The following is a 12,862-nucleotide window of genomic DNA, read 5'->3' as shown; positions in this document are numbered from 1 at the left end:
CCTTCTCGAGAATCCTCAGTCCTGCCAGCGCATGACAAGCACACCTTCGGCCACATCGTCGCCCAAGGCTTGATAGCTGTGTTTACTGTCCGCTATCCACGTCGCCGCTTCCCCGGCAACGAGCATGACCTCATCGCCGACCTTTCCTACTCTCGCGAGACCACGTGTGAGGACGAGATGCTCGACGACACCAGACCCGTGCTCCTCAGATACATGCGGGGGCCCAGGATCGAGTCGCAGGATGTAGACCTCGATCGTCACACCATCGCAGGCGGTCGAGTCCAGCAATCGCGCCGTGATCCCAGGGGACTGAACTTCAGCGCCGACACGGTCAGCAAGTAGCCAAGACAGCGGTACCTCGAGTGCGCGAGCGAGCGCATAGAGCGTCGATAGAGTGGGATTGCGGGTGCCGTTCTCGATCTCTGACAAGGAGCCCTTGCCCACCGAAGCCAGGCGGGCCAGAGTCGCGAGCGAGAACTTCCGGACGGCGCGCGCAGTACGCACACGTTCGCCGATCAATGACGAGAGCTCGCCGCTGTCCATAGTCCTAGCCTACCCGTAGGGTTCTGTTTGCAGAACACGACGATGCCATCTAGCGTTCTGTTTATGGAACGCAACCTGTGGCAGTCGGTGTCGGTGGGAATAACCACCGCCATGGTGGGCTTCACAAGCTCTTTTGCCATAGTGCTTGCGGGACTCACCGCCGTGGGGGCGACAACAGCTCAAGCCACGACCGGACTCATCTTCCTGTGCGCACTGGTGGGGACTGGAACGATTTGGCTGACTTTGCGACACCGCGCACCACTGACACTTGCGTGGTCGACGCCTGGCGCGGCGATCCTCGTCTCCACCGGGGCCGCCGAAGACAGCTGGCCTACAACAGTAGGCGCGTTTCTGGTCACGGGTTCGCTGCTCGTGCTCACCGCAGCGCTGCCGCGCCTGGGTCGCCTCATCACGGCCATCCCCGCGCCACTTGCGCAAGCGATGCTGGCCGGCGTTCTCCTGAGTTTGTGTGTTCAGCCCATAGCTGCCGTGATCGATACGCCTTTGACGGTCGGCCCGGTGCTACTCACCTGGGTTGTGCTGGCACGTTTCGCCCCGCGGTGGGCTACGCCGACGGCGTTAGTGCTCGCCCTCGCGCTCGCGGTACTCGACGTACTCGGGCGAGAGGAAACGCTTGACGTGCCTTCCCCCCTATTCACGTTCACAATGCCCTCACCCACCGTGTCCGCGGTCATCGGCATCGCACTGCCGCTCTACATCGTCACCATGGCATCGCAGAATGTGCCTGGCGTGGCGATCATGGCATCCTACGGATATACCGTGCCATGGCGGGAGTCGCTTTTCCTTACGGGTGCTGGAACGATGCTTGGGTCCCCGGCAGGCGGACACGCCATCAATCTGGCCGCGATCACCGCAGCTCTTCCCGCATCACCCGGAGCTCACCCGGATCGCCAACGGCGCTGGCTCGCCGCCCATGCAGCCGGATGGGCATATATAGCCCTCGCCGTCCTGACTCCGACGCTCGTCACACTCGCCTCCGCCGCACCCGCCGGTCTGATCGAAGCCGTGGCTGGACTCGCTTTGCTCGGAACCCTCACATCAGCACTGTCTGCAGCCATGAGGGAGCGCACGCAGCAGCTCGCGGTAGTCATCACCTTCGTTACCGCAGCCAGCCCCATCGTGGTATTCGGCATCGGCCCCAGTCTGTGGAGCCTCGTCGTAGGCCTCATCGTCTGGACGATTTTCGCATCGAAGAAGACACCTTCCGATCCACAAGAACGATAACGCGTCCCTCCATTGTGCAACCTCTCCGACAGTGCACTGAATGGTCGCCCTACGGTGGCTCATCGATCTCGTCCGGGCACGCGAGAAGTATTGCGTGTGCCTCAGATTCGCAGGAATACTCTATCGACGACGCTCATTCCCGAGGCGGGCGTCGCAAATGGTGGCCTTCATATACGAACTGCTGATGTAGACGGTTTTTTGGTCTGAGATCAGCAATCTGAGGGCGGATAGGCATCGACGCGCTGTGCCCGAGAACTGGGTGTCGGCGGTCAAACCGGGGTGCCGGTGATCGTCGTAGCCAAAGCAGCGCGGACTTCGTCGACCGTGCTGATCTCGGCCAGTAGCGCGAGGGAGTCGATGCTGGCTTGATGCGCTGCGAGAGTGGCCGCAGAGCATGCATCCTCGACGATCACCACTCGGTATCCGAGATCGCCTGCGACCCTGGCTGTTCCCTCGACGGAGGCGTTTGTGGCCACACCGGCGAAGAGGAGGGTGGTGACGCCTTTGCTGCGTAGGATGGTATCGAGGTCGGTACGGGCGAAGGCTCCGATGCGCTGGTGAGTGAGCACGATGTCCTCATCATGCGGCGTGAGGGGTTCGATGATCTCGGCGAGTTCGCTGCCTTCCTTGAGGCAACCGGATTGGGCGACGATGCCGAGTAGGGGCGAGTTGGCGTCGAGATCGGACAAGTCCGGCTTCCATGCGACCCGGGTGTAGACGATCGTGGTGTGGGCGGTACGGGCGGCGGTGATGAGCGTGGCTATGCGGTCGATGACCTTGCGCTCGGTCACCTGCTGGTAGAAGAAGTCGGCGAAGGCGCCGGTAGGTTCGACGACGTCGCCTTGACAGTGGACAGCCACGAGCGCAGTGGTACGCGGGTCGAGTTCCATCAGTATCTCCTGGGCAGAACGGGGAAGGATCAGACGTGGGCGAGGATCGAATGCCCGATGTTGTCGATGTCACGGGCGGCTGTGCGTGGGTTGGACAGGAAGACTTGAAGGATGTCGACGCCGGCTTCGCGCATCAGGGCTGTTTTTTCTCGTAGCTCGGCAGGAGAGCCGTACAGGCACCAGTAGTCGACGAGTTCCTTGGTGATGATCGGACGGTGCCGGGGGTCGAGGCCGCGCAGGTACTTCGCCCAGACGTCGAGATAGTGCGGTTGGTCCGCGGATTTCGGGTCGCCGAGGTATTGCTGGGCGGCGGTGAGTGAGGCGTCGACGATCGAGTCGCCGAGTTCGTCGCGGTGTTGGTCCATCAGTCCGGCGTTGGTGATGCATGAGCTGATCGGTCCGGATCCGAAGCCGTTGGTGACGCCGTCTTCCCAGGTTTCTCCGTTGCCGAGTTGGTAGAACCAGGACAACGAGACGAGCTTGACAGAGCCTGGGGCTCGTCCTGCATCGGCGACGGCTTTGTCCAGGAGCCTACGAATCATCTGGATCATGTCGATGTTCGGTCCGAGGCAGTAGACGACGGCGTCGGCGTACTTGGCTGCTTCGGCAAGACCGCGGGGCCCGCCGGCAGCAACCCAGATCGGGATGTGGTCGGTGACGTTGTAGAAGCCACTTTCTTTGTCGAGGAACTCCACTTCCCGGGACTGTCCGAGCCAGGTGTGGTTGACCCGGTGGCCTGCCATCAGTTCACGGGAGACCTCGATGGCGTGGGACAGTTCGGAGATCTTCGCGGTGCGGTTACCCATGGAACGCAGCGCGTTGTTGGCGGTACCGATACCGAGGAAGGTTCGGCCTGGCGCCAGGGCATTGAGAGTGGCCATGGAGTTCGCGGTGACCGGGGCGATGCGGGTCAATGGATTGGTGACCATGGTGCCCAGGTGGATGCCGGTGGTCTGCTGCGAAGCCAGGGCGAGGAACTGGTACGGATCGGAGAACAGCAACGGGCCTTCGCCGACACCGAAGTGAGTGACCCCGAGGTCCTCGGCCTGCTTCACCATCGCGACCTGGTCGATCTTGGCGCAGGTGCCGATACAGAATTCCATAAGTTTCTCCTTGCACGGGGCCCAGGGGTGTGCACTTGGCTCGTCCTACCCGTCGTAGCGGGGATGTGTCCGACGGCCTCACTACGGGTGTGCATGCCTCCGGAGTGGATTCCGCAATCGGGGATGCTGCCCACTGATCGCGAACTGGAATGCTAGCGTTCCAGATGAACGTAGCTCACAGTGACTCACACCACAAGTACTAGAATGCAAGTCGCTGCCTTCAACTCCCAGCACCACCCGATAACCGACGGAAAGCCTGAGCCGATGACCTCGACCGATCCCGGCCCGACGGCTAGCACCGAGGCTGCCGCCCTCCTTGCGCACGTCCGCACCTCCGGGGCACGCCTGTCCTCCGCGCTCTACGACATCTTGAAGACCCGATTGCTCGAAGGCCGCTATACAGCTGGCGAGAAGATCGTCGTCGAGTCGATTCGGCAGGAATTCGGGGTGAGCAAACAGCCGGTCATGGATGCCCTGCGTCGCCTCTCGAGCGACAAACTGGTCTACATCGTCCCCCAGGTCGGGTGCGAGGTCGTTTCCTACACCCCGCGTGAGGTCGAGGACTTCTTCACCCTGTTCGGTGGTTTCGAAGGAGCCATTGCTGCGGTGGCGGCCACACGGCGAACCGAGGCGCAGGTGCGGGAGCTGGATCTGATCTCTGCACGCGTCGATGCCTTGATCGCCTCCGACGACCCCGAGGTCCGCGCCCACGGATACCGAGTTCACAACAGGGAATTCCATGCCGCCATCCATGCGATGGCGCATTCACGGATCATGGAGGAGACCAGTCAGCGGATGTGGGATCTGTCGGATTTCCTGATCAACACCGCCGGCATCACCAACCCGCTCGCGAGTGCGTTACCCAACCGCCAGCACGACCATCACGAGATCGCCGAGGCGATCCGAAATCGCGATGCCGCTGCGGCGCGTGAGGCGATGGAGCGCCATATCGTCGGCACGATTGCGGTCATTCGCGACGAATCGAGTGCTCAGCCATCGCGCTGATGGTGAGCCGCTCGCTGTAACGGGTTCTGTGCCACCGGACAGGCCTACAGGCTTCCGCCCCGCCTGCGGCGCTGTATCTTCAGGCAGCGCAACATCACATTGATCGCCACAGAGCGATCCACCCTCCTCCGACAGAGACTTGCGTCACCATTCGCGCTGGAGTAGCTTCGCAACTAGACGTCTAGCATTCCAGTTGCTCGCCCCCTTTCTGCGGTGGCCCACTTCGACATCCCGACGAATCTCAGACGAAAGGCGCGGCCATGACCGCCTCGCACCCAGCATTGTTCGCAGTGCCAGCCTGCCCCGCCCCTCGCAGCGGGGGAACCACACCGTGACCACCGCGCCGACTTCCGCAACGAAGACCTCCCCGATGCGGGTGGCCCTGGCCAGCTTCGTAGGGACCACCGTCGAGTACTACGACTTCTTCATCTACGGCACCGCGGCCGCACTGGTCTTCCCCACCTTGTTCTTCCCCGATGTCTCACCTGCTATCGGAATCCTGTTGTCCTTCGCTACTTTCGGCGTCGGATTCCTCGCCCGACCCCTCGGAGGCATCGTCTTCGGCCACTTCGGTGACCGGGTCGGCCGCAAACAGATGCTCGTTATCTCTCTCGTCGGTATGGGTGCCGCCACAGTACTGATGGGACTGCTGCCCGGTTACGCCCAGATCGGCATCGCCGCTCCGATCCTGCTCACCTTGCTGCGCCTGGTTCAAGGCTTCGCCGTAGGCGGTGAATGGGGTGGCGCCACCTTGATGGCCGTCGAGCATGCCCCCACCGCGAAGAAAGGATTCTTCGGCTCCTTCTCACAGATGGGTGCTCCCGCCGGGACGAGCATTGCGACCCTGGCGTTTTTCGCCGCTTCTCAACTCCCGGACGAGCAGTTCCTCAGTTGGGGCTGGCGGCTACCGTTCCTGTTCAGCGCGGTCCTGATCGTAATCGGCCTGTTCATCCGCCTGTCCCTGACCGAAAGCCCCGACTTCGCCGAGATCAAAGCCAACAGTGCTGTAGTGCGGATGCCGATCGCCGTCGCATTCCGAAAGCACTCGAAAGAAATCTTCCTCATTGCCGGCACCTACCTGTCCCAGGGAGTGTTCGCCTACATCTGCATGGCGTATCTCGTCTCCTACGGCACCACCGTCGCCGGAATCAGCCGCACCTTCGCCCTGGCCGGCGTGTTCGTCGCCGGCCTCGTCGCCGTCCTCCTCTATCCCGTCTTCGGCGCCCTGTCGGACACCTTCGGCCGCAAGACCATGTACCTGCTCGGCGCCGTCACCATGGGGGTGGCGATCGGCCCGGCCTTCGCACTGATCAACACCGGAAACCCCTGGCTTTTCATGACCGCGCAGGTACTGGTCTTCGGCATCGCCATGGCCCCCGCCGCCGGAGTAACCGGATCGCTGTTCACCATGATCTTCGATGCAGATGTGCGCTACAGCGGCGTCTCGATCGGCTACACGATCTCCCAGGTCGCGGGCTCGGCGTTCGCCCCGACCATTGCGACCGCCCTGTACGCCTCCACCAACACCAGCAACTCGATAGTGCTCTACCTGTTGATCGTCTCGACCATCTCGGTGGTCTCGGTGGTCCTGCTGCCCGGCGGCTGGGGACGCAAGGGCGCGACACGCCAACTGGATGCCGACCAGCGCACCTCGACACCGAGCGCAACTGCCACCGCAGCTTCTTCGACTCCGCCCACCACCGACGCCGCACAGTCCCTGCGGACCTTGGACAAGTGAAGTGACCACCATGAACGACCACGACCCCACCTACGACACCGACGTCATCGTCGTCGGACTCGGTCCCGCCGGCGGCACAGCCGCTCTCGCCCTGGCCACCTACGGTGCACGCGTCCACGCCGTCTCGATGTTCCCCTGGGTCGCAAACTCACCCCGCGCGCACATCACCAACCAACGCGCCGTCGAAGTACTCCGCGACCTGGGCGTCGAAGACGAAGCCCGCACATACGCCACCCCGTGGGACCAGATGGGCGACACCCTGTTCACCACCAGTCTGGCCGGTGAAGAAATCGTCCGGATGCAAACATGGGGCACCGGCGCCCGGTACGGCGACTATCTCGCCGGCAGCCCGTGCGCGATGCTCGACATCCCTCAGCCCCTGATGGAACCGGTACTGATCAAGAACGCGGCCGAACGCGGTGCGTTGATCAGTTTCAACACCGAATACCTCGATCACAGCCAGGACAAGGACGGTGTCACGGTGAGATTCCGGGATGTGCGCTCGGGCACCGAGTTCACCCAGCGAGCGCGCTTCCTGCTCGGCTTCGACGGTGCCCGCTCGAAGATCGCCGAACAGATCGGACTGCCCTTCGAAGGCGAGCTCGCCCGTGCCGGCACCGCCTACATCCTGTTCAACGCGGATCTGAGCAAGTACGTCGCTCACCGGCCAAGCATTCTGCATTGGATCTTCAACTCCAAGGCCGGTTTCGGTGAGATCGGCATGGGTCTGCTGCGGGCGATCAGACCTTGGGGCCAGTGGATCGCCGGATGGGGCTTCGACATGTCCCAAGGTGAACCCGACATATCCGATGACGTTGTGCTCGAACAGATCCGTACCCTTGTCGGCGACCCTGAGCTGACCATCGACATCGTGTCGCGCTCGTTCTGGTACGTCAATCAGCAGTGGGCCGAGCATTATCAATCCGGCCGGGTGTTCTGTGGCGGCGACGCCGTACACCGGCATCCGCCGAGCAGCGGCCTGGGCTCGAACACCTCCATGCAGGACGCATTCAACCTTGCCTGGAAGATCGCCTACGCCGTCAAGGGATACGCGGGACCGGGACTGCTCGAGTCCTACTCCCCCGAGCGGGTCCCGGTCGGCAGGCAGATCGTCGCGCGCGCCAACCAGTCCCGCAAGGACTACGCCGGTCTGCGCGAGTGGTTCGATCCCACCAGCGACGACCCGGTCACCGCCGGCCTGATCACGCTCAAAGACCCCTCCCCCGAAGGCGCGGCCCTGCGCGAGCGCCTGTACGAGGCACTCGAGGTCAAGAACACCGAGTTCAATGCCCACGGCGTCGAACTCAACCAGCGTTACGCCTCGTCTGCGGTGGTCCCCGACCTTGAAGCCGGTGAGGAGGTATGGGGACGCGACCGGGAACTGTACCTGCAGGCCACCACTCGTCCTGGCGCCAAGCTGCCACACGCCTGGTTGGTCGGCCCGGACGGTACCCGGGTCTCGACCCTCGACGTCACCGGCAAGGGACAGATGACCCTGCTCACCGGCATCGGCGGCCAGGCATGGAAACGTGCCTCTGCCACATTGGACCTACCGTTCCTGCGCACCATAGTCATCGGTGAAGCGGGCATCAACGACTCGTACGGGTACTGGCGGCAGATCCGTGAAATCCATGAGGCCGGGGCTCTTCTCGTGCGCCCCGACGGCTACGTCGCCTGGCGGTACAGCGCTCCGGTATGGGACGACAGCGAAGCACTCACCCACCTCAAGAACGCGCTCACCATCGTCCTCGACCGCGCCCCGCACGAGACCCCAAGCGCCAGGAACGGCGGTACGCCCCAGTACAGCACCCACGCCGTACCGATCGTCGTCCCGCACGTCACCGCCGACGACGCAACACCAGCCTCCACAGCCAGCATCACACCAATCGAGGGAGCACACGCATGACCCGCCCGTACACCAGCGTCTGGGACGATCTGAACCAGGTCGAGTTCAGCCAGGGGTTCATCCAGGCCGGCCCATACCGCACCCGCTATCTGCACGCCGGGGACGACTCCAAGCCCACACTCATTCTCCTACATGGCATCACCGGCCACGCCGAAGCATATGTCCGCAATCTGCGTTCACACGCCGAGCATTTCAATGTCTGGGCCATCGACTTCATCGGCCATGGCTACTCCGCCAAACCCGATCACCCGCTCGAGATCAAGCACTACATCGACCACGTGCTGCACCTCATGGATGCCATCGGCGTCGAGAAGGCATCCTTCTCAGGCGAGTCACTGGGCGGATGGGTCACCGCCCAGTTCGCTCACGACCACCCGGACAAAGTCGAGCGGATCGTGCTCAACACCATGGGCGGCACCATGGCCAACCCACAGGTAATGGAACGGCTCTACACCCTGTCGATGGAAGCCGCCAAAGACCCGAGCTGGGAACGCGTCAAAGCACGCCTCGAATGGCTCATGGCCGACCCGAACATGGTCACCGACGACCTCATCCGCACCCGCCAGGCCATCTTCCAACAACCGGACTGGCTCAAGGCATGCGAAATGAACATGGCCTTGCAGGACCTCGAAACCCGCAAACGGAACATGATCACCGATGCCACCCTCCAAGGCATCACCGTGCCAACGATGGTTCTGTGGACTACCAAAGATCCCTCCGGTCCGGTCGACGAAGCAGAGCGCATCGCCTCCCACATCCCTGGCGCCAAGCTGGCGGTCATGGAGAACTGCGGACACTGGCCCCAGTACGAAGACCCCGACACCTTCAACAAACTGCACCTGGATTTTCTCCTCGATCGCAGTTGACACAGATGCAGCCGGTGCCGCCCTCCCCTGAAACCCCTGGCGGCACCGGCCGGACGCACCCATCCGACGAACCTCATCCGCTCTCGCTCGAACCATCCGGGCAGAGGCCGTGAAGTACCAGTAAGGAGGCTCCGCGATGCCTGTGGCGCTGTGCGCGATGTCGCACTCCCCCCTGATGGGACGCAACGACCCCGATCAAGAAGTCATCGACGCCGTCGACGCCGCCTTCGACCACGCGCGCCGGTTCATCGCCGATTTCGCCCCAGATCTGATCGTGATCTTCGCCCCCGACCACTACAACGGGGTCTTCTACGACCTGCTGCCACCGTTCTGCATCGGAGCCGGCGCGCAGTCCGTCGGCGACTATGGCACCGAAGCCGGCCCCCTCGACGTCGACCGTGACGCCGCCCGCACTATTACGCGCGAAGTACTCGACAGCGGTATCGACGCCGCGTTCTCCGAACGCATGCACGTCGACCACGGTTTCGCCCAGGCTCTACAACTACTCGTCGGATCGATCATCGCAGTACCGACCGTGCCGATCTTCATCAACTCCGTCGCCGAACCCCTCGGCCCCGTCAGCCGAGTTCGGCTGCTCGGCGAAGCTGTCGGACGAGCAGCCAACAAACTGGACAAACGCGTCCTGTTCGTCGGATCCGGAGGGCTCTCCCACGACCCACCGATTCCGCAGTTCACCAGCTCGCCTGAGCAGGTGCGCGAACGGTTGATCGACGGCCGCAATCCGAGCGACGCCGAACGCAAGGCCCGCGAACAACGCGTCATCACCGCAGGTCGAGACTTCGCTGCCGGTACCGCCACCATTCAGCCGTTGAACCCCCACTGGGACCAGCATCTTCTCGAGATTCTGGCATCCGGCGAACTCGAACAAATCGACACGTGGACCAATGACTGGTTCGTCGAGCAGGCCGGCCACTCGTCCCATGAGGTGCGCACCTGGATCGCCGCCTACGCCGCGCTCCATGCCAACGGCCCCTACCAGGTCACCTCGAGCTTTTACCGCGCAATCCCGGAGTGGATAGCAGGATTCGCAATCACGACAGCCCTCACCCTCTCCTCGAACCACACGAAATGACCGGCACCTGCACCCACGGAAAAGGTTCCTGTCGTTGTTCGACAAATCCGACTGAGCGCGACCATCACCGCACCGCCGCGGTTATCAAGCAGTGCACTACTGCAGGCTCGCGGGCTTTCTGCCATGCCGAGCCCTTGTTCTGAGTACATCCCCCGACACACGGTTCAACAATGAACACCACTGCGAAACAAGGCTATTGATTTCGAATTGCAGTTACCGGAGCTCGAGTGCATCGATGAGCTTGCGGCACTCGTCATCGGTGAAGTGCTTCCGCACCGCCGCGGCCAGCACATCCGGATCCGCTCCCAGGCGCTTGAGTGCCTGAGCCACCTTGTCCACCGGCTCGAGCTTGCTCGCAGGTTCTTTCGGCTGCGGCGCCTCAGGCTCGCGGGTTGCGGGGGTTGGCGATGAGCTGATCGACCGGAACGTCGGCGAGCAGTTGGCCTTCGAGAGGCTCGATCGTCGTCTTCGTCTTTTGTGGGTGCGGGGGTGCGCTTGCGGTCGACCGGGGAGTTGTCGCGACTGCTCCGACGAGGGAGGCGAAGTTCGCGCGCCCACCCTTGGGCGGCATCAGCGACCACCGTCCGCGAGCTCGAGGCTGAGCTTGTAGAAATCCTCCCGTGCCTGCAACGAGACGCGGTTGGCTTCGTATTCGGTGACGACGCGGCCTTCGGCGGCGGCACGGGTGTGGACCTTGTAGTGCCGCAACACCGTTCGGGCGAGGGACCATCCGTTGGCCTGGACGAACTCGCAGGTCTGTTCGAGGTCGACCTTGCCGTCGCGGGGATCCCAATTGTTCACCACGACAATGAATTTCTTGCCGAGCGGTTCGATGACCTGCTTGATCGTGCGCGCGGTGGGATCGAAGCACAGCGGTTCGGGTTCGATCGGAACGATGACCAGATCGGCGACCTCGAGCACCGCGCGCAACGCGTCGGCGGAACTACCGGTGCCGAGGACATCGGTGCCGTCGTCGGCACCGGACAGGTCGATCCAGTCCGGGGTGTCGACATAGACGTGCTTGATGCCGGGCAACTTGTCGAGATTACGTAGCACGTCGAGGTTGTCGTGGACCTGGTCGATCATAAACGGCAGTTCCTCGACACGTGAGGCCCACCAGACTGCGGAGCCCTGGGGGTCGACGGAGATCGCGGCAACCGGGGACTGAACATCGTCGTCGTCACCGCCGGCGAGTTGATCTTCTTCTCCCCGGCTTGCGCAGCACCGCTACTCCGAACGACGACTGTCGCCGCCATATGCAGTACGCACTCACCCTCCGGTTACACCGGGGATGGCCCTGCTGCCCGACAACCCGCCGACATGGGTGAGATAGGCGCCGGTCCGCAACCCTGACTCCGCGTCAGGGTTGCGCACATTGCCTAGGCTGCGCGACCGAACCGACGTTCGTAGTCCTCGCGTTCACGCGAGGCACGCGCCTGCGCCTTCGCACCGAGCAGATCAGGATCGAGACCGTGTTGCTGAAGTCGATGACGTTGCCAGATGCTCATCAACGCCACAGAAAAGTACGTCCAGGGCAAGAGCAGCAACATCATCATGGAGACGGGAATCCATACCGGTCCCGGGATCAGCAGGAACAACAGCAGCAGCGGGATGACCGGTACATTCCACCTGAGAAGATAGCGGCGCACGCCGCCCGGCCCCAGGATGTCGTTACGGACCCAGTCCTGCATCTGCGGAGGCAGGGGGCGGCCTACCACATAGGCCAGGCGCTGAATTACGGTAGGTCGTGTGCGAAGTGGGGTCGTCACAGCGTTCCCTTCGTTGTATCCGGTGGCTCGGATGGATCTCGGGACGGACGTCGATCCGAACTGGTTATTGCATGTGCTGCAGCATCATTGAGAAGGGTCAGTGCCCGATGCAGTTCCTGGAGCTCCGCCGGCGAAACACCGAGCTTCTCGACCACGGCGACCGGGACTTTCTGGGCTTCGTTCCGCAGGGCTCGACCTTGGGCAGTGAGATCGATGACCAGTTGACGTTCGTCTACACGACTGCGCGAACGAGTGATCAGCTGTGAGGCTTCGAGGCGCTTCAACAAAGGCGAGAGCGTGGGCGAGTCCAGAGCCAGCGCTTCGCCGATCGCCTTGACCGACATCGGAGCTTTCTCCCACAGCGCCAACATCACCAGGTATTGCGGGTGAGTGAGGCCTAGAGGCTCGAGGATAGGCCGGTAGACAGCCAGGACGGCCCGGTTGGCAACGGCAAGCGCGAAGCAGACCTGCCGGTCCAACGCCAGGAGGTCGTCGTTCCCGATCGAAGCGAGGTCACCTGTGGTCACAGGACGAGCATACCGGACTCAGTCGTGCACGAACGAATCGTGTGCGAGCAATATTCGAGATGTGCATCACCGGCACGACCCGCGATGCAGTTCGATATCCGAACAAGTGCGCCTCGCACCTGCGCACCCACTCCGATCCCTCGAAGTGTCGCGAATACCGAACCCAGCGGCGCCACG

At 62.9% G+C, this 12,862-nt stretch carries 13 protein-coding genes and 1 pseudogene; 6 read left to right on the top strand and 8 right to left on the bottom strand.

The window, feature by feature from the left end; translation table 11 throughout:
• Positions 1-15: 15 nt before the first annotated feature.
• The gene (locus tag NVV99_RS08860) at positions 16-543 is read right to left on the bottom strand and encodes a helix-turn-helix domain-containing protein (RefSeq protein ID WP_024102216.1); all 528 of its coding nucleotides are present in this window, start codon (positions 541-543) and stop codon (positions 16-18) included.
• Between the two features lie 63 nt (positions 544-606).
• Here NVV99_RS08860 and NVV99_RS08855 point away from each other — a divergent pair, with 63 nt between their 5' ends.
• Complete coding sequence (locus NVV99_RS08855; protein ID WP_041803469.1) at positions 607-1,788, top strand: benzoate/H(+) symporter BenE family transporter; 1,182 nt, start codon at positions 607-609, stop codon at positions 1,786-1,788.
• Positions 1,789-2,057: 269 nt separating this feature from the next.
• On the opposite strand, the gene NVV99_RS08850 is transcribed toward NVV99_RS08855, so the two are convergent.
• Positions 2,058-2,678, bottom strand: a complete 621-nt coding sequence (locus tag NVV99_RS08850; RefSeq protein WP_024102218.1) for a cysteine hydrolase family protein — start codon at positions 2,676-2,678, stop codon at positions 2,058-2,060.
• A 29-nt stretch (positions 2,679-2,707) separates the two neighbouring features.
• Positions 2,708-3,781 carry an LLM class flavin-dependent oxidoreductase gene (locus NVV99_RS08845; RefSeq protein ID WP_006551092.1) on the bottom strand — a complete coding sequence of 358 codons (1,074 nt, stop codon included), beginning with the start codon at positions 3,779-3,781 and terminating at the stop codon, positions 2,708-2,710.
• 264 nt (positions 3,782-4,045) lie between these two features.
• Between NVV99_RS08845 and NVV99_RS08840 the strand changes: the two genes are divergently transcribed.
• The 5 genes from NVV99_RS08840 to NVV99_RS08820 all read left to right on the top strand — a co-directional run bounded on the left by NVV99_RS08840 (position 4,046) and on the right by NVV99_RS08820 (position 10,389).
• Positions 4,046-4,786: a GntR family transcriptional regulator gene (locus tag NVV99_RS08840; RefSeq protein WP_006551093.1), complete on the top strand. Its 741-nt coding sequence runs from the start codon at positions 4,046-4,048 to the stop codon at positions 4,784-4,786.
• A 370-nt stretch (positions 4,787-5,156) separates the two neighbouring features.
• Positions 5,157-6,524 carry an MFS transporter gene (locus NVV99_RS08835; protein ID WP_024102219.1) on the top strand — a complete coding sequence of 456 codons (1,368 nt, stop codon included), beginning with the start codon at positions 5,157-5,159 and terminating at the stop codon, positions 6,522-6,524.
• A 1-nt stretch (position 6,525) separates the two neighbouring features.
• A complete protein-coding gene (locus NVV99_RS08830) occupies positions 6,526-8,430 on the top strand; it encodes an FAD-dependent monooxygenase (protein ID WP_041803471.1) in 1,905 nt (634 codons plus the stop codon).
• Complete coding sequence (locus tag NVV99_RS08825; protein ID WP_006551096.1) at positions 8,427-9,296, top strand: alpha/beta fold hydrolase; 870 nt, start codon at positions 8,427-8,429, stop codon at positions 9,294-9,296. The genes NVV99_RS08830 and NVV99_RS08825 overlap by 4 nt, the downstream gene beginning before the upstream one ends.
• A gap of 136 nt (positions 9,297-9,432) precedes the next feature.
• The gene (locus NVV99_RS08820) at positions 9,433-10,389 is read left to right on the top strand and encodes a 3-carboxyethylcatechol 2,3-dioxygenase (protein WP_024102221.1); all 957 of its coding nucleotides are present in this window, start codon (positions 9,433-9,435) and stop codon (positions 10,387-10,389) included.
• A gap of 213 nt (positions 10,390-10,602) precedes the next feature.
• On the opposite strand, the gene NVV99_RS08815 is transcribed toward NVV99_RS08820, so the two are convergent.
• From NVV99_RS08815 to NVV99_RS08795, 5 genes and pseudogenes are all read right to left on the bottom strand, one after another.
• The gene (locus NVV99_RS08815; RefSeq protein WP_024102222.1) at positions 10,603-10,728 is read right to left on the bottom strand and encodes a hypothetical protein; all 126 of its coding nucleotides are present in this window, start codon (positions 10,726-10,728) and stop codon (positions 10,603-10,605) included.
• Between the two features lie 40 nt (positions 10,729-10,768).
• Entirely contained in the window at positions 10,769-10,960 is a 192-nt protein-coding gene (locus NVV99_RS08810) for a hypothetical protein (protein ID WP_024102223.1), read from the bottom strand.
• A pseudogene (locus NVV99_RS08805) lies at positions 10,960-11,574 on the bottom strand (ParA family protein); the annotation flags it as partial. The pseudogene NVV99_RS08805 and the gene NVV99_RS08810, both read right to left, overlap by 1 nt.
• A gap of 194 nt (positions 11,575-11,768) precedes the next feature.
• Positions 11,769-12,158 carry a DUF5313 family protein gene (locus NVV99_RS08800; protein WP_024102225.1) on the bottom strand — a complete coding sequence of 130 codons (390 nt, stop codon included), beginning with the start codon at positions 12,156-12,158 and terminating at the stop codon, positions 11,769-11,771.
• A complete protein-coding gene (locus NVV99_RS08795; RefSeq protein ID WP_072740544.1) occupies positions 12,155-12,685 on the bottom strand; it encodes a MarR family winged helix-turn-helix transcriptional regulator in 531 nt (176 codons plus the stop codon). Before NVV99_RS08795 ends, NVV99_RS08800 begins: the two co-directional genes overlap by 4 nt.
• Positions 12,686-12,862: the final 177 nt, after the last annotated feature.

It is taken from the genome of Rhodococcus sp. PAE-6, assembly GCF_025290685.1.
Classification (GTDB): domain Bacteria; phylum Actinomycetota; class Actinomycetes; order Mycobacteriales; family Mycobacteriaceae; genus Rhodococcus; species Rhodococcus pyridinivorans.
The sequence above is the reverse complement of the archived record's forward strand: the minus strand, read 5'-3'. Positions and strand labels throughout refer to the sequence as shown.

Bases quoted from the DNA above. Each gene is read 5' to 3' on its own strand.
- NVV99_RS08855 (WP_041803469.1), top strand. From the start codon at position 607: ATGGAACGCAACCTGTGGCAGTCGGTGTCGGTGGGAATAACCACCGCC.
- NVV99_RS08825 (WP_006551096.1), top strand. From the start codon at position 8,427: ATGACCCGCCCGTACACCAGCGTCTGGGACGATCTGAACCAGGTCGAG.
- NVV99_RS08840 (WP_006551093.1), top strand. From the start codon at position 4,046: ATGACCTCGACCGATCCCGGCCCGACGGCTAGCACCGAGGCTGCCGCC.
- NVV99_RS08845 (WP_006551092.1), bottom strand. From the start codon at position 3,781: ATGGAATTCTGTATCGGCACCTGCGCCAAGATCGACCAGGTCGCGATG.
- NVV99_RS08810 (WP_024102223.1), bottom strand. From the start codon at position 10,960: ATGCCGCCCAAGGGTGGGCGCGCGAACTTCGCCTCCCTCGTCGGAGCA.
- NVV99_RS08835 (WP_024102219.1), top strand. From the start codon at position 5,157: ATGCGGGTGGCCCTGGCCAGCTTCGTAGGGACCACCGTCGAGTACTAC.
- NVV99_RS08820 (WP_024102221.1), top strand. From the start codon at position 9,433: ATGCCTGTGGCGCTGTGCGCGATGTCGCACTCCCCCCTGATGGGACGC.
- NVV99_RS08850 (WP_024102218.1), bottom strand. From the start codon at position 2,678: ATGGAACTCGACCCGCGTACCACTGCGCTCGTGGCTGTCCACTGTCAA.
- NVV99_RS08860 (WP_024102216.1), bottom strand. From the start codon at position 543: ATGGACAGCGGCGAGCTCTCGTCATTGATCGGCGAACGTGTGCGTACT.